Here is a 13859-nt window from a genome sequence, read left to right on the forward strand (position 1 = left end):
GCCCTCATACTTGACTTTTCTTTTACATTTTTTTGACATCTATTATAGTGTGCGCGCATACATTGACGAGGCCTTGGACATTCTGTTCCGTACTCGAAATTGTTGCCTTTAATAGGATAGAAACACCATGAACGCGCTTCGATCTACCACTTCACTGTGTAGTGTTCTGCTTTTCCCTTTGGGCGTATTGGCTGCGGAAACGCCGACGCCTCCGTTTTGGACGCTTGCCAGCGGTTCAGTGCTCACGTGCCTCCTCGCATTGGTTCTGGCAATACCCATCTCGCTTGCTATCGCGCTACTCCTGAGCGAACTCCTTCCGCCATCGCGTGTCCGAAGCGCCTTCATAGGCTTGCTGGGAGCACTGGCCTTTGTGCCAGGCATTGTGTATGGCATGGTGGTGGTATTTATTTTTAAGCCCTTTACGCGCGAAACATCTGAAGTCGCTGCGCTCTTTTTACCGGAGCCGGTATCGCTTCTCGGCATCCTTTTTCAGGAAGGGTTGCCTGAACTTGATATTATTGTCGCCTCCCTTGTGCTCGCCGCGATGGTGATCCCCTACATGGCCACCACTATGCGGGAAGCATTTTTAAAAATTGATCCGCAAATGCGCGAAGCGGCCTATGCATTAGGTGCGACTCGTACCGAAGTGGTGCGCGATGTGTTACTGCCGAGCGCCCAAACCGGCCTGATTGCAGGAATTGTATTAGCGATGGGGCGTGCACTGGCAGAGGTGATGGCGCTTTTTTTGCTGATGGGATACTTGCATGAAATACCAGTATCATTTTTTAACGCCTCTACAAGCAGTTCTGTGCTGTTTTTATTTGCGACGTTGCTATTGTTTGGCAGTGCGCTTTTGCTCTACCAAGTTCGCCGCATACTGGCGCGCGAAGGGATGTTGCCATGAGTGCGACAGCGCCTATTCTTTCTACCCACGAACTTTCGCTGCACTACGGCACCATGCAGGCGCTCAACCGCGTTTCACTGGATATTGTCCCGAAAGAGATTGCTGCCATTATTGGCCCTTCGGGGTGTGGCAAATCATCGCTGGTGCGTTGTTTCAATCGCATGCACGACCTCTATGCGAACGTCGCCTATCAGGGCGAAATTCGCTATGACGGGAACAACGTCCTGGCACCAAGCACCGATTGCACGTGGCTCCGTCGTCGACTGGGGATGGTTTTCCCCAAGCCGGTGCTCTTTCCGAAATCATTACGTGAAAACATGCGTCACGGGCTGAAAATGCGCGGCATCGCCCACCGTGCCGAACTCGACGACCGCATGGAGGCGGTGCTACGTCGCACGGGGTTATGGAATGAGTGCAAAGATCGCTTGGATCACAAACCCCACATGCTGAGCCTCGGGTTGCAGCAACGTTTGGTGATTGCGCGCGCCCTGAGTATGGAGCCAGAAATCCTGATTTTAGATGAACCGACCAGCGCGCTTGACCCCGTCGCTACCGGAAAAATCGAAGAGTTGTTGCTGGAACTCAAAGCATCGCTCACTATTATTTTGGTCACCAATAATATCCAGCAAGCCGCACGGCTGTCAGATACCACGGCTTTTATGTATTTAGGCCGTTTAGTGGAATGTAACCGAACCGAAGTGATGTTTACCATGCCCAAAGATACACTGACCGAAGCGTATATCACGGGGCGTTTTAGCTAAAGGAGTTACATGAAATACCATCAACAGGAATACATCGAACTGCGTACTCTGATTGCCGAAATGTCACTCACGGTTACGGAAATGCTACGCGATTCGCTGGGAGCGCTCGTCAACCGCGATACCGCTTTGGCACTCCGCGTCATTGAACGCGATGATGAAGTCGATCGGCTTGACAACGCTATCGATACCATCTGCGTCCGCACGATTGCGCTCTATCAGCCCAAGGCAACCGACTTGCGCTACGTAATGACGGCGGCGCGCATTATTGTCGATCTGGAGCGAATTGGCGATCTCTGTGTCGATATTTGCAAGGAAATCACGAATCTGAACGAAATTCCGCAGATCAAACCGTATGTCGATATCCCCATCATGGTAGCGCACGCTTCCAAAATGATTCAGGACGCCGTCGACGCGTTCTTTACTCGCGATATCGCACAGGCCGAACGGGTGATTGAACTGGATGATTTTATCGATCAGTTGCACGCCCAAGTCTTGCGCGACTTATTGAATTATATTCTGGAAGATGTTGGCAATACGCGTGGGTCGATTTGGTTGATGTCAATCGTCCGCTCGCTGGAGCGGGTTGCCGATCATGCTACGAACATAGCCGAACAAGTCGTTTTTATGGTCACTGGCCGCAACATACGTCATAAATCACTGCAGGAAGCGAAACATGAACCGAATTCTCCTCGTTGAAGATCACCAGGAACTCCGTGAATTGATTGCGTACAACCTTGAAAAAGAGGGTGAGTACGAAATTTTGAACGCCGAAAATGCGAATGATGCATTGATTCTCCTGGAAGATGGCGATGTCGATTTGATCCTGCTGGATCTGATGCTGCCGGGGCTCGGTGGGCTCGAATTCCTGAAGATTGTCAAAGGCAATAGCCGTCACACGAATTTGCCCGTGGTGATTATTTCCGCCAAAAACAGCGAACAGGACGTCGTTTCTGGCCTTAAATTAGGCGCCGATGACTACCTCACTAAACCATTCAGTATGAAAGTGCTCGTCGCAAAAGTTGAAACTATCCTACGCCGTATGCAAACATCTGAAGGGAAACTCTTTAGCTATGGCGACCTTTCGATTGACCTTGAAATGCACAAAGTGATGGCCGCGGGGGAAGAAGTTACCCTGACCGTCAAAGAGTTTGAACTACTGCTCCTTTTTATCAAAAAACCGCGTAAAGTGTTTAATCGGAATCAATTGCTCAATTCCATCTGGGGATACGAGTCCGACAGTTACACACGCACCGTCGATGCTCACATTTCCTCACTCCGCAAAAAACTCGGCGCGGCGGGGAAAATCATCCGTTCTGTCCCCAAAGTAGGCTACGGCCTCGACGTATGAAATCATTCGGGAAGGTTTTCCTTACCATCTATCTCCCCATTGCCTGTGTGATGCTGGTGGTGTTTTCTTTTTCCAGCACCCTACTACAAGACGCCGCACGCCAGGAACTGGTGCGCGAGATGCAAAATAAATGGAATATTCTGGCGACCATTGACCGCTTTCCGACCGAATTTAATGCGGAAATGCACCAACGCCATCAGCAGGTTACCCGCGATACTTCGCTACGGATCACCCTGATTGCTCCCGACGGTACCGTCATCAGCGAATCACATCACGACGCGAGCACCATCGCCACCATCGACAATCATATCGCCCGCCCCGAGGTGATCGAAGCGATGGCGCGCAAAACTGGATACTCCCTGCGCCATAGCGACACGACTGGGATGGCTATGATTTATTACGCCGCAAAGTTGCCGCAGAGTGAGATGATTCTGCGACTGGCCTATCCCAGTACCTATCTCGACCAACTGCGTGCCGAAGCGAACCGTCAGCATATCGCTATTTTTATCCTCTGTTTTTTTGTCGTAGCGCTGATTGCCCTCTACCTCGCGCGAAAAATTACGCTGCCAATTCAGAAACTCGACTTTATTGCGGAAAATGTGGAAGCCGGCAATGTTGACATCGAATTTCCCCGTTTTCAGGATAAAACGATGACGAACGTGGTGGAACTTATCTACCGCATTTACCGTGCGATGCAGCAACAAAAAGAGGCATTAGAGTCGGAACAGGCGAAACTCAACCATATTTTTGCCATTTTGGAAGAAGGGATAGTGCTGCTTGACGAGCGCAATACCATCCTCCACGCCAACCAAAAAGCTGAAGACTACCTCGGCGTTTCCCTTCCGGCTGGTGCAAACATTTTGGGCGACGTCAATCATTTTAAAATCATTACGTTTTTCAAGCAAATTTTAGACAGTAATAGCAAAAAAGATTGGGAAAAATTCTTGTTCGAAGAACATATTTTTGAAGTGAGCTACCGCCGCCTGACGAAAGAGAAGTTGATTGTTTTTTTTGATGTTACCGAAGAAGCCCGTTACGAAGAATACAAAGCCGAGCTGGTCGGCAATATTTCGCACGAACTGCGTACGCCGCTCGCGATGATTATGGGCTACGCCGAAACCATTCTGAACGATCCCGATATGCCACCAGCAACGGCACGGCGCTTTCTAGAAATCGTTTTTAAAAGTTCGCGCCGTTTAAGCGATACCATTGACGATATTCTTAAACTGAGCAAGCTCGAATCCAAAGGCAATCAATTTGAAATTACTGCGCCAACAATGATGAGCGAGTTGCGCGATGAGCTGCAAGAGCGTTTTGGGCGGCTCGACAATGGCCGTTCACTCTGCTTCAACATCGCGCTCGAATCGGCACGGGTTCAGTACGACCACCTCCTCAGTATTCTGTCCAATCTCATTGATAATGCCTTAAAATATTCACGCGGCACTCACATTCACATTGCCCTTTTTCGGCGCGACGGGCAGGTGTGGCTTGAGGTTGAAGACGAAGGGCCAGTGATCCCACGCGAAGAACGGGAACGGATTTTCGAGCGCTTTTACACGGTCTCAAAGTCTCGCAATCAGTCAATTAGCGGGACAGGCATCGGCCTGTCCATCGTCAAGCACATCGTTCAACTCTATCGTGGTTCCGCTATCGTGGTCGAAGGGAGCCGCAACGGTAACCTTTTCCGCATCCGACTGAGGGAGAAATAAGCATGTTCACACTCGACTCATCTACACTGAACCAAGCAACCATTTTTACGATAGACGACGAACCGGGCAGAGCGATTCTGGAGGATCTTATGCTGAGTCAAAAATGGCAACGCGCTATCGAGTGTACGGACTACGCTTTTCAGCCAATCGTTAATACCCTTACCGGAAGTACTTTTGCGTTGGAAGCACTTATTCGGGGTGTCAATAAAGCGGGATTTCACTCAATAGACCATTTTTTCACTTCCGCATATCAAGAAGGGGTGCTTTTTTCGGTTGATATTGCCTTGCGCCGTAAAGCAATCCTGAAATTTCTACACATCCCGTTCCACCAAAAACTCCGCCTGTTCTACAATTACGATCACCGCGTGGTTGAAATGCCCAACTACCAATCAGGGATTTTTGAACAACTGTTAGAAGAACTCGGCGTGGCCACTTCCGTCATTTGTTTAGAATTAACCGAAAAACATCACTACAACTACAGTCACACCTCGTCATTTCGCGCTGTTTTAGAATTGGTCAAGCAACGCGGATTTACTATTGCCATTGACGATTTTGGCGTTGGTCACGCTTCGTTTGAACTCCTCTATCATTCCGATCCTGACATTATCAAAATCGACCGCTTCCTGATTAGCTCCATCCAAAGCGATATTAAAAAGAAATCCTACTGCTCGCATATCGTCAGCCTTGCACACTTGCAAGGCGTCACCGTGGTTGCTGAAGGGATTGAAACGGAAGATGAATATTCGGTGTGCCGCGAAATCGGTTGCGACCTTATCCAAGGGTATTTAGTGGCATATCCCACCGAAATAGTCAGTGAATTGGCCGTAAAATACGATAAAATTCGCGAATTTCATGAAAATCAGCGGCGAAATATTTCCAACGATAAAGCACTGCTACTGCGCGAAATGGTTCATATTGAGCCATTGGAAGAACATACCCCCATGGAAGATCTGTTTACCCGAATGCGCCTAAACGAAGAATTCAACTACCTCCCCGTGATTGACAAACTGGGCAAACCACTGGGGATAATTCGTGAAAAAACCCTTAAAAAGTACATCTACTCGCCCTACGGCAAAGAATTGCTGTGTAATCGCTGGTTTACCCATTCATTGCGTAAATATATCGACGACTCGCCTGTGGCCGATATCCATATGCCACTCGAAAAAATCCTCTCCATTTTTGCGCAAAATGCCGAAGCCGAAGGGGTACAACTTACCGAAAATCAACGCTATATTGGTTTTTTAACCGCAAAATCTCTGTTAAATACATTAAACGAGAAGAATTTGGCATTTGCGCGCGACGTGAATCCGCTCAGTAAACTTCCGGGAAATATTTTAATTAACGACCATATCGTCGCCTGCCTCAGCGACACGAACCACGACCATTACCTCATTTATTTCGATTTTGATAATTTTAAGCCATTTAACGACCGTTTCGGCTTTCGTCAGGGGGATCGGGCCATTCTTCTGTTTACCGATATCCTTAAAAAATCGTTTACCGGCCACTCGGCGTTTGTAGGCCACATAGGCGGCGATGATTTTTTTGTGGCACTGACACTGCTACCAGAAAGGAAGAATAGTGCCGAAAACATCCGGGATCAGGTCGCCAAAGTTCTCTTGAAGTTTACCGATGCTATCGCCCCTTTTTACACCGAAGAAGAGATCCGCCAAGGGTGCTACCATTCACGCGATCGTAGTGGGCAGGAGTGCAGCTTTACCCTCCTGCGGGTGAGTGCCGCTATTATGCTTGCGGAGCAAAACCAAATGAATATAACGCTGGATAATATTTCATCAATTCTAGCGGACACCAAGAAGAAGGCGAAAAAATCCCCTGAGGGGATCGCATTTTTTGCACAGGAAATTGGTTGTTACGTGTTGGAGTCATCGGATTCGACAGCATAACAAAAGGGGCAGACATACCGATCTGCCCCACTAGACAAGAAAAAGAAATATCTACCAATTATAGGCTTTGATTTCAAAATGCGCTTGCGGGTGTAAACACGCTGGACAAACATCTGGAGCTTTGAACCCGTCAGCTACATATCCGCAATTACGGCATTTCCAGTGTTGCACTGCGTCTCTTTCAAAGACTTGCGATTTCAAAATATTATCGGCAAATTTTAAATATCGTGCTTCGTGTTCTTTTTCAACTTTTGCGATGTTGGTAAATATAGTGGCGATAGCAACAAATCCTTCTTCACGCGCAATAGCAGCAAAGTTAGGGTATAATACTGTGTACTCTTCGTTTTCGCCTGCTGCTGCCTCCTGCAGGTTAAAAAGGGTGTTTTTTAATGCCACTGGATACTCAGCATTTACTGTGAGCATCGCTGGTTGTTCAAGGATATTATCTAAAATAGCATCGTAAAAACGTTTTGCATGTGCACGCTCATTATCAGCCGTCTCAAGGAAAATTTCTTCAATCTGATTATACCCTTCTTTACGCGCTTTCGATGCGTAATACGTGTAACGCATCCGTGCCTGTGATTCCCCCGCAAAAGCTTTCATAAGGTTGTCAAGTGTACGACTCTGTTCCAGTGTCTTTGCCATAACTCACCTCCGATACATCTTGTTAAATAATTACCCTAACACCTACCATATTTTCCTTTACAATCTCAACGAAAACCTTGTAAACAACTGCGTGTAGAAAAAGAGTGGAATATTTTGTTGAAAAGCTTGTGAATAACTCTTGATTTTGTGGAAAACTTTACGCCTGTGGGTTTTGTGGAAAAAAGAACACTCCTGTCAACACGCTAATAAATTAAGTATCTGGTTATAAAGACAGGAGAAATACTATTTATAAACATTTCCACACCACCTACTCTTACTACTACTGTTTTAATGAATAACTTAATATATAGTAAAGAACGTTTATAACTCACGGGAGAATCAAATAATGCGCTTTGAAATAGAAAAAAAAGATCTCGAAAAAGGTTTATTTAAGGCTTCGGGTATTTGTAGTTCAAAAAACATCACCAACAATATTTTAACCAATGTCCACTTAGTGGCCACTGATGGGAAATTACAGATTCATAGTACTGATCGCAATATCAGTCTTACCAGCACTATTTCAGCCAATATTCTTGAAAACGGCTCTATTTTAACGAACGGAAAAAAATTTTACGAAGCGATTAAAGAACTCCCGAATAACATTGTGATTGTTGAGTCCACTGACAATGTGCTTCAAGTTATTTGTCGTAAAAGTAATTTCAAACTCCTTACCTCTCATGCATCGCTTTTTCCAGAGAGCGACATCACACAAGATACAGAATCATCTACATTTAAAGTACCAGCCAAAATACTTTCCGACTTAATTACCAAGACAGTTTTTTGTTCTTGCGAAGGGCAAAGCCGCTATGGTGTAAGTGGTGTGTTGCTAAAAACCCAGAATAATACGCTAACAACGGTTGCCACTGACGGTCATCGTCTCGCTGTATACGCTGTTCCTACAACAGAGCATCAGGAACAAGAAGTTATTATTCCAAGAAATTGTATTCCCGAAATCATCAAAGTTATCAGTGATACAGAAGAGGATATCGAGATTATTATTGAACAAAATTCAATGATACTGAAAACGAATAATGACATCCTCAAAACAACGATTCTCAAAAAGAAATTCCCGTTGTACGAGAAAGTCATCCCCACAGAGTGCCCGATTGAAATAGTTCTCGATAACAAAGCGTTTAAGGATGCTATTAAACGCCTTGCAATTTTTTCAAATAATGACGCTTCACGAACAATAAAATTTACCGCGACCGATAGTTCTATTATTACAACTATCCAATCTCCCGAGTTCGGAAACGCAAAAGAAACTATCGATATCGAATCAAATTCGAGCGAAAGTCAATTAGAGGTAGGATTTAATTTACGTTACTTGACTGATATTATTCACCATATTGAATTTGAAAAAGTAAAAATTCGCTTTAATGAAGGGTGTAGTGTCAGTATGTTTTTACCGGAAACGACTGAAAGCAATACGAAACCATTTCCCTACTATATTTTAATGCCAAACCGACTGTAATCGCTGACGATGGATGGTTTCCATGTCTCATTAGCGGCATTTCGCAATATACCTGAATTTTCGTACACTTTCGAAAAAGGCATTTATCCGATTATCGGAGCGAACGGCAGCGGGAAAACATCTTTTTTAGAAGCGATTCACGTTGTAGCGAATATCCGTTCTTTTCGAACGAATGTATTAAAAGAGTGTATTGCTAAAAAAGAGAAATCTTGTTGTATAACTTTACAAGAAAACGACACGACTCGGCAAATAGCCCTCTTTCATGACAAAAAAAATATTTTACTCAATGGGTTTTCTCCACTAAACCTGACGGAATATCTGCAACAACGGGCGGTTATTTCGCTCACTCCTGATGATATTAACCTTACAGACAATACCTCTACATCGCGCAGAAAGTTTTTTGACCGTGGTATTTTCTATGATGATGCAGGGTATTTATCGGAATTAACACTTTTTCAAAAAATTCTCCGGCATCGCAATGCTGTTTTGCGGCAAAATGACCAAAGATCTTTACCATATTGGGATGATCAATACATACCCGCAGCTACCACATTATATAAAAAGCGTTTTCTCTATTTTGAACGATTACAACAAAAACTCAACTCTATCGAAAAAGAGCTTTCTCTGAGTAAAAAAATAGAACTCTTTCTCCCTTCCAGTCAAAAAAAATCTTTTTTTGATGATGAGCAGTTTCGTCACGATCTTCACGAAAAACAAGCCGATGATCTCCATTACGGATACACGTCAATTGGTCCGCATCGTGAAGAGATCACCCTTTTGTATGGTGGAATGAATAGTGGAAAATATGCTTCATACGGTGAAAAACGCTTTATCGCTATCATTCTAAAATTAGCGCAAATTCTGCTGATGCAAGAAGCAAAAACTACATTTCCAATTATTTTGATTGATGAAATGAGCGCTGGGCTTGATCACACTTACTCCAAAGCGCTACTCGATATTTTCATCACCTTTCCGACCACTTTGATAGTTACTTCCACTACGCCATTCCCTGCTGAAATTCGGACGAATGAAACGTTACAATTTTAGTGAAAAAAATTCATTTTTGCGCACTGACAAACTCCCCATATATGCTATACTTCGCCCGAAAATCAGCGTGTATATAGATACAAATTTATAAAAGCAAAGGAGAAAGCCCATGAGTACTCTTGATAATTTTAAGGCGAAAGCGAAGGGGAATATACGCACAATTATTCTGCCTGAAGGCGAAGATCCTCGCACTGTGGAAGCAGCTCGCATTATTACTGACGAAAAAATCAGCAATGTTGTTCTTCTCGGAAATATTGATACTGTACAAAATCAATTCAAAACACTTGGCTTTGCTTTTCACGACATAACCATTATCGAACCAGCAACAAGCCCAAAATATGCCGCCTATGTTGATGCGTATTACCAAAAACGCAAAGCAAAAGGGTTAACGCTCGAAGAAGCACAAGAATCAATGAAAGACGTTAATTATTATGGCTCTATGGCAGTTTATCTTGGTGATGCGGATGGTTGTGTTACAGGTGCTTGTCATACTACAGGTGACGTTCTGCGTGCCGCACTCCGTGTCATTGGAACACAGCCAGGGATAAAAACGATATCAAGCTGTTTTATTATGTATAGCGAATCTAACCCGCAATTTGGCGAAAATGGTGCGGTACTTTTTGCTGATTGTGCCGTGAATCCAAATCCAGATCAGGCACAACTCGCTGAAATTGCCATTTCTACTGCCACCAGTTGCCGCGCGTTTTTAGGCGCTGAACCGCGTATAGCGATGTTGAGTTTTTCTACAAAAGGTTCCGCTGAACACGCTGATGTCGATAAAGTTCGTGGTGCTATCGAAATTATTCGTAAAAATGCTCCGGAATTGTCCGTTGATGGTGAGCTGCAAGCCGATGCTGCCCTCATTCCATCAGTTGGCGAAAGAAAAGCACCTGGCAGTGCTGTTGCCGGAAAAGCAAATATTCTTGTGTTCCCAACACTCGATGCGGGGAATATCGGATATAAACTCACTGAGCGTTTTGCCAAAGCCGAAGCTATCGGCCCGATTATTCAGGGATTAGCAAAACCAGTGAATGATCTTTCACGCGGGTGTAAAGCAATGGATATTGTGAATTTAGTGGCTATAACTGCTGTTCAATCAATGAAATAATACGAAAGAAAGAGAGGTTGCCGATGGATATACTTGCACTGAACTGCGGAAGCTCGTCTGTTAAATACCAGCTATTTAATTGGGACAAAAAAAGCGTTGTAGCCAAAGGTGTTGTAGAACGCGTTGGTATTGGTGATTCATTTATTATTCATGAAGTGCCGGGTCAGGATACTTTGCGTGAAGAATACGAATGCTCAAACCACGAAAGTGCGATTCATTTGATTGTGAAAACATTGACTACTGGGAATGGAAAAGTCGTTGCTGATATGGGGAGTATCAGCGCTGTTGGACATCGCGTGGTACATGGTGGCGAAAAATTCACCCGTTCTGTGCTCATTGACGACAATGTTATTCAGGCCATTGAAGACGTGCAAGACCTTGCACCGCTGCACAACCCACCAAACCTCTCTGGTATCCGTGCCGCACAGGCGATTATGCCAAGCGTGCCTCAGATAGCTATTTTCGATACGGCTTTTCACCAGACGATGCCAGAAAAGTCGTTTATGTATGCCATCCCAAACACACTGTATTGTGAACACGGTATCCGTCGTTATGGTTTTCATGGCACCTCGCACTTGTACGTCAGCAAACGCGCGGCAGTTCGTCTAGGAAAACCAGCCCGCGAATGCAATATTATTACCTTACATATTGGTAATGGCGTTTCTATGTGCGCCATTAAAAATGGGTTAAGTTACGATACTTCTATGGGGTTAACACCTCTGGAAGGTGCCATTATGGGAACGCGTAGCGGTGATCTTGATCCAGCCGTTCCGCTGTTTATCGCCAATAAACTCAATATAACCCCGACAGATGTCGATAATATGCTGAATAAAAAAAGCGGTATATTGGGCATCACTGGCAAGTTTACTGATCGTCGTGATGTTATCGAAGCAGCCGCAGCTGGCGATAAGTTGTGCGAACTCGCTATCGAAATGGAAGCGTATCGCCTGAAAAAATATATCGGTGCGTATGCCGCAGCTCTTGGCCGTGTTGATGCGATTGTCTTTACCGCTGGTGTTGGCGAAAATGCCGGGGCAATTCGTCAAAAGGTTTTGGAAGATTTAGATTGCCTTGGAATTAAAATCGACTTCGCGCTGAACGCAAAAACTTTCAGTAAATCTGGTGAAACAGAAATATCGTTGAAAGATTCTGCCATTCGTGTTTTTGTTATTCCAACCAATGAAGAATTGGTATTTGTAGAAGACGTTGTAGGGATTATCAATAATACCTATTGTGATCATACTGAATACGCGTACACGTTTACTAAAGCTGATTTTTAACCCAACGCGTATTTTATTGGACATTCACCTTCAGAGTTTATACAAGCTAACGGGAGCGCAGAAGCGCTCCCGTTTTTTTATGGAGCAAGCATCGATGGATACCGCAACCGTTTTTTTGATCGCCGTCGGCCTTGCGATGGACGCTTTTGCGGTAAGTATCACTACCGGATTTACCGCACGGTGTTTCCAAATCAAGTATGCACTGCGTGTTGCACTGCTTTTTGGTGGATTCCAAGCTATTATGCCTATCATAGGGTATTTGGCGGGTTTGAATTTTCGCGAATCAATATCAAGTTATAGCCATTGGGTGGCCTTTTTTCTGTTAGCCGCCATCGGGACAAAAATGATATGGGAATCATGGCAAAAGACAAACGATGATAGCTGCCCAGTTACTGATGAGGCGAAATTCCATTCATTATTTCGCCTCTTTGCCTTAGCGATAGCAACCAGTATTGATGCATTAGCTGTTGGCGTCGGGATTTCTTTACTCAACGTGGATATTTTTTATCCCGCTATTGTGATCGGTATAGTCACATTTATCATGTCTATTGCAGGCGTTTATTTGGGAAATCGATTTGGCCACAGTGGTGAAAATCGGATGGAATTTATCGGAGGATTGATTCTTATTGCTATTGGGTTCAAAATACTGCTTGAAGGATAGGCATTGTTATTTTCGCTGACTCAACGCCAAACGATACAGGTGAACACACATGATTGAACAGCCATTACCACTTACTTTTCGCGACATTTATGAGCGCTTTCAATCTGAACTCGCCTTGAGTATCCTTGCCGGCTCTGGCATGAAAAACCCAGTAACCAATGGCAGAATCCAAAAAAGTGGACTAGCGCTCGCTGGGTTTATGGAATTTATTCACACCGATAGAGTGCAAATTTGGGGGCAAACCGAAGTTGGCTACCTTCACTCCCTGCCTATAGACCGCGCTGAAGCCCAAGTAGAAAATTTCCTTACCCATCCCTTTCCTGGCATTATCCTTTGCCATGCGCAGGAAATACCCACTTTTTTAGCGGAACTTTGCCAAAAACATACCGTACCGCTCTTGTATTCAGCGCAACCTTCTGGGCATATCATCACCACCGTTTCGCGCTATTTAGAGTATGAACTGGCTCCCGAAACCATCGTTCATGGTGGCATGATGGATGTTCACGGCATCGGGATTTTGATAACCGGTGAAAGTGGCATCGGGAAAAGTGAGTGTTGCCTTGATCTGGTTTCCCATGGACACCGGTTAGTGGCCGACGACGTGGTGTCAGTACGCAACATTTCTGACGAGCTCGTGGCTTTTTCAACACCTGAGCTGGAACACCATATGGAAGTGCGCGGGATGGGGATTATTGATATCCGCGATCTGTTTGGCGCAGCCAGTGTGCGGCGCAAAAAGCGCGTGGAAGTGATTATTCAGCTCGATAGTTGGACCAAAGAAAAAAGTGTCGGATACGAACGGGTCGACTTCCAAGATCGCACTATTGACATCCTTGGTGTCACACTGCCATTTGTGACGTTTCCGATGCGTCCTGGACGAAATATCGCGAAAATTATTGAAGTGCTGGCGCGCAATACTATCCTCAGAAACATGGGTCAACGGACACATGAGCGGTTGATGGGAACATTGCAGCACACCATGGAAAGACATGCCCGTAACCTTTCCCTGAAGCACGAGGAGTAA

At 45.0% G+C, this 13859-nt stretch carries 13 protein-coding genes; 12 read left to right on the top strand and 1 reads right to left on the bottom strand.

Going from position 1 to position 13859, the window contains the following annotated elements:
* Positions 1-127: 127 nt before the first annotated feature.
* From P304_RS0109420 to P304_RS14945, 6 genes are read left to right on the top strand one after another with little or no spacing between them, the layout of a single operon-like run.
* Positions 128-904, top strand: a complete 777-nt coding sequence (locus P304_RS0109420; protein WP_027390344.1) for a PstC family ABC transporter permease — start codon at positions 128-130, stop codon at positions 902-904.
* Complete coding sequence (locus tag P304_RS0109425; RefSeq protein ID WP_027390345.1) at positions 901-1665, top strand: phosphate ABC transporter ATP-binding protein; 765 nt, start codon at positions 901-903, stop codon at positions 1663-1665. The genes P304_RS0109420 and P304_RS0109425 overlap by 4 nt, the downstream gene beginning before the upstream one ends.
* 9 nt (positions 1666-1674) lie before the next feature.
* Complete coding sequence (gene phoU, locus P304_RS14940; RefSeq protein ID WP_034765004.1) at positions 1675-2361, top strand: phosphate signaling complex protein PhoU; 687 nt, start codon at positions 1675-1677, stop codon at positions 2359-2361.
* Positions 2339-3013, top strand: a complete 675-nt coding sequence (locus P304_RS0109435) for a response regulator (protein ID WP_027390346.1) — start codon at positions 2339-2341, stop codon at positions 3011-3013. Before phoU ends, P304_RS0109435 begins: the two co-directional genes overlap by 23 nt.
* Positions 3010-4722 (top strand): ATP-binding protein, encoded by a 1713-nt coding sequence (locus P304_RS0109440; protein WP_027390347.1) that lies wholly within the window; start codon positions 3010-3012, stop codon positions 4720-4722. Before P304_RS0109435 ends, P304_RS0109440 begins: the two co-directional genes overlap by 4 nt.
* A gap of 2 nt (positions 4723-4724) precedes the next feature.
* Positions 4725-6623 (top strand): GGDEF domain-containing protein, encoded by a 1899-nt coding sequence (locus P304_RS14945; RefSeq protein WP_051321572.1) that lies wholly within the window; start codon positions 4725-4727, stop codon positions 6621-6623.
* A 51-nt stretch (positions 6624-6674) separates the two neighbouring features.
* On the opposite strand, the gene rbr is transcribed toward P304_RS14945, so the two are convergent.
* Complete coding sequence (gene rbr, locus P304_RS0109450; RefSeq protein WP_027390348.1) at positions 6675-7268, bottom strand: rubrerythrin; 594 nt, start codon at positions 7266-7268, stop codon at positions 6675-6677.
* 346 nt (positions 7269-7614) lie between these two features.
* On the opposite strand from rbr, the gene dnaN reads away from it, so the two are divergent.
* From dnaN to hprK, 6 genes are all read left to right on the top strand, one after another.
* On the top strand, positions 7615-8739 hold the full coding sequence (dnaN, locus tag P304_RS0109455) for a DNA polymerase III subunit beta (protein ID WP_027390349.1): 1125 nt from the start codon (positions 7615-7617) through the stop codon (positions 8737-8739).
* A gap of 9 nt (positions 8740-8748) precedes the next feature.
* A complete protein-coding gene (recF, locus tag P304_RS0109460) occupies positions 8749-9786 on the top strand; it encodes a DNA replication/repair protein RecF (RefSeq protein WP_027390350.1) in 1038 nt (345 codons plus the stop codon).
* 109 nt (positions 9787-9895) lie between these two features.
* The gene (pta, locus tag P304_RS0109465) at positions 9896-10894 is read left to right on the top strand and encodes a phosphate acetyltransferase (protein WP_027390351.1); all 999 of its coding nucleotides are present in this window, start codon (positions 9896-9898) and stop codon (positions 10892-10894) included.
* Between the two features lie 23 nt (positions 10895-10917).
* Entirely contained in the window at positions 10918-12174 is a 1257-nt protein-coding gene (locus tag P304_RS0109470) for an acetate kinase (RefSeq protein WP_027390352.1), read from the top strand.
* 94 nt (positions 12175-12268) lie between these two features.
* Positions 12269-12835: a manganese efflux pump MntP gene (locus P304_RS0109475; RefSeq protein ID WP_027390353.1), complete on the top strand. Its 567-nt coding sequence runs from the start codon at positions 12269-12271 to the stop codon at positions 12833-12835.
* A 49-nt stretch (positions 12836-12884) separates the two neighbouring features.
* Positions 12885-13859 carry an HPr(Ser) kinase/phosphatase gene (gene hprK, locus P304_RS14950; protein ID WP_051321573.1) on the top strand — a complete coding sequence of 325 codons (975 nt, stop codon included), beginning with the start codon at positions 12885-12887 and terminating at the stop codon, positions 13857-13859.

The sequence above is a fragment of the Chrysiogenes arsenatis DSM 11915 genome, from assembly GCF_000469585.1.
Taxonomy (GTDB): Bacteria; Chrysiogenota; Chrysiogenetes; order Chrysiogenales; family Chrysiogenaceae; genus Chrysiogenes; species Chrysiogenes arsenatis.

What these genes read in the sequence shown, in the direction of transcription:
- P304_RS0109425 (WP_027390345.1), top strand. Translation starts at nt 901, where the DNA reads ATGAGTGCGACAGCGCCTATTCTTTCTACCCACGAACTTTCGCTGCAC.
- P304_RS14945 (WP_051321572.1), top strand. Translation starts at nt 4,725, where the DNA reads ATGTTCACACTCGACTCATCTACACTGAACCAAGCAACCATTTTTACG.
- P304_RS0109435 (WP_027390346.1), top strand. Translation starts at nt 2,339, where the DNA reads ATGAACCGAATTCTCCTCGTTGAAGATCACCAGGAACTCCGTGAATTG.
- pta (WP_027390351.1), top strand. Translation starts at nt 9,896, where the DNA reads ATGAGTACTCTTGATAATTTTAAGGCGAAAGCGAAGGGGAATATACGC.
- dnaN (WP_027390349.1), top strand. Translation starts at nt 7,615, where the DNA reads ATGCGCTTTGAAATAGAAAAAAAAGATCTCGAAAAAGGTTTATTTAAG.
- P304_RS0109470 (WP_027390352.1), top strand. Translation starts at nt 10,918, where the DNA reads ATGGATATACTTGCACTGAACTGCGGAAGCTCGTCTGTTAAATACCAG.
- P304_RS0109420 (WP_027390344.1), top strand. Translation starts at nt 128, where the DNA reads ATGAACGCGCTTCGATCTACCACTTCACTGTGTAGTGTTCTGCTTTTC.
- recF (WP_027390350.1), top strand. Translation starts at nt 8,749, where the DNA reads ATGGATGGTTTCCATGTCTCATTAGCGGCATTTCGCAATATACCTGAA.
- phoU (WP_034765004.1), top strand. Translation starts at nt 1,675, where the DNA reads ATGAAATACCATCAACAGGAATACATCGAACTGCGTACTCTGATTGCC.
- P304_RS0109475 (WP_027390353.1), top strand. Translation starts at nt 12,269, where the DNA reads ATGGATACCGCAACCGTTTTTTTGATCGCCGTCGGCCTTGCGATGGAC.
- hprK (WP_051321573.1), top strand. Translation starts at nt 12,885, where the DNA reads ATGATTGAACAGCCATTACCACTTACTTTTCGCGACATTTATGAGCGC.
- P304_RS0109440 (WP_027390347.1), top strand. Translation starts at nt 3,010, where the DNA reads ATGAAATCATTCGGGAAGGTTTTCCTTACCATCTATCTCCCCATTGCC.
- rbr (WP_027390348.1), bottom strand. Translation starts at nt 7,268, where the DNA reads ATGGCAAAGACACTGGAACAGAGTCGTACACTTGACAACCTTATGAAA.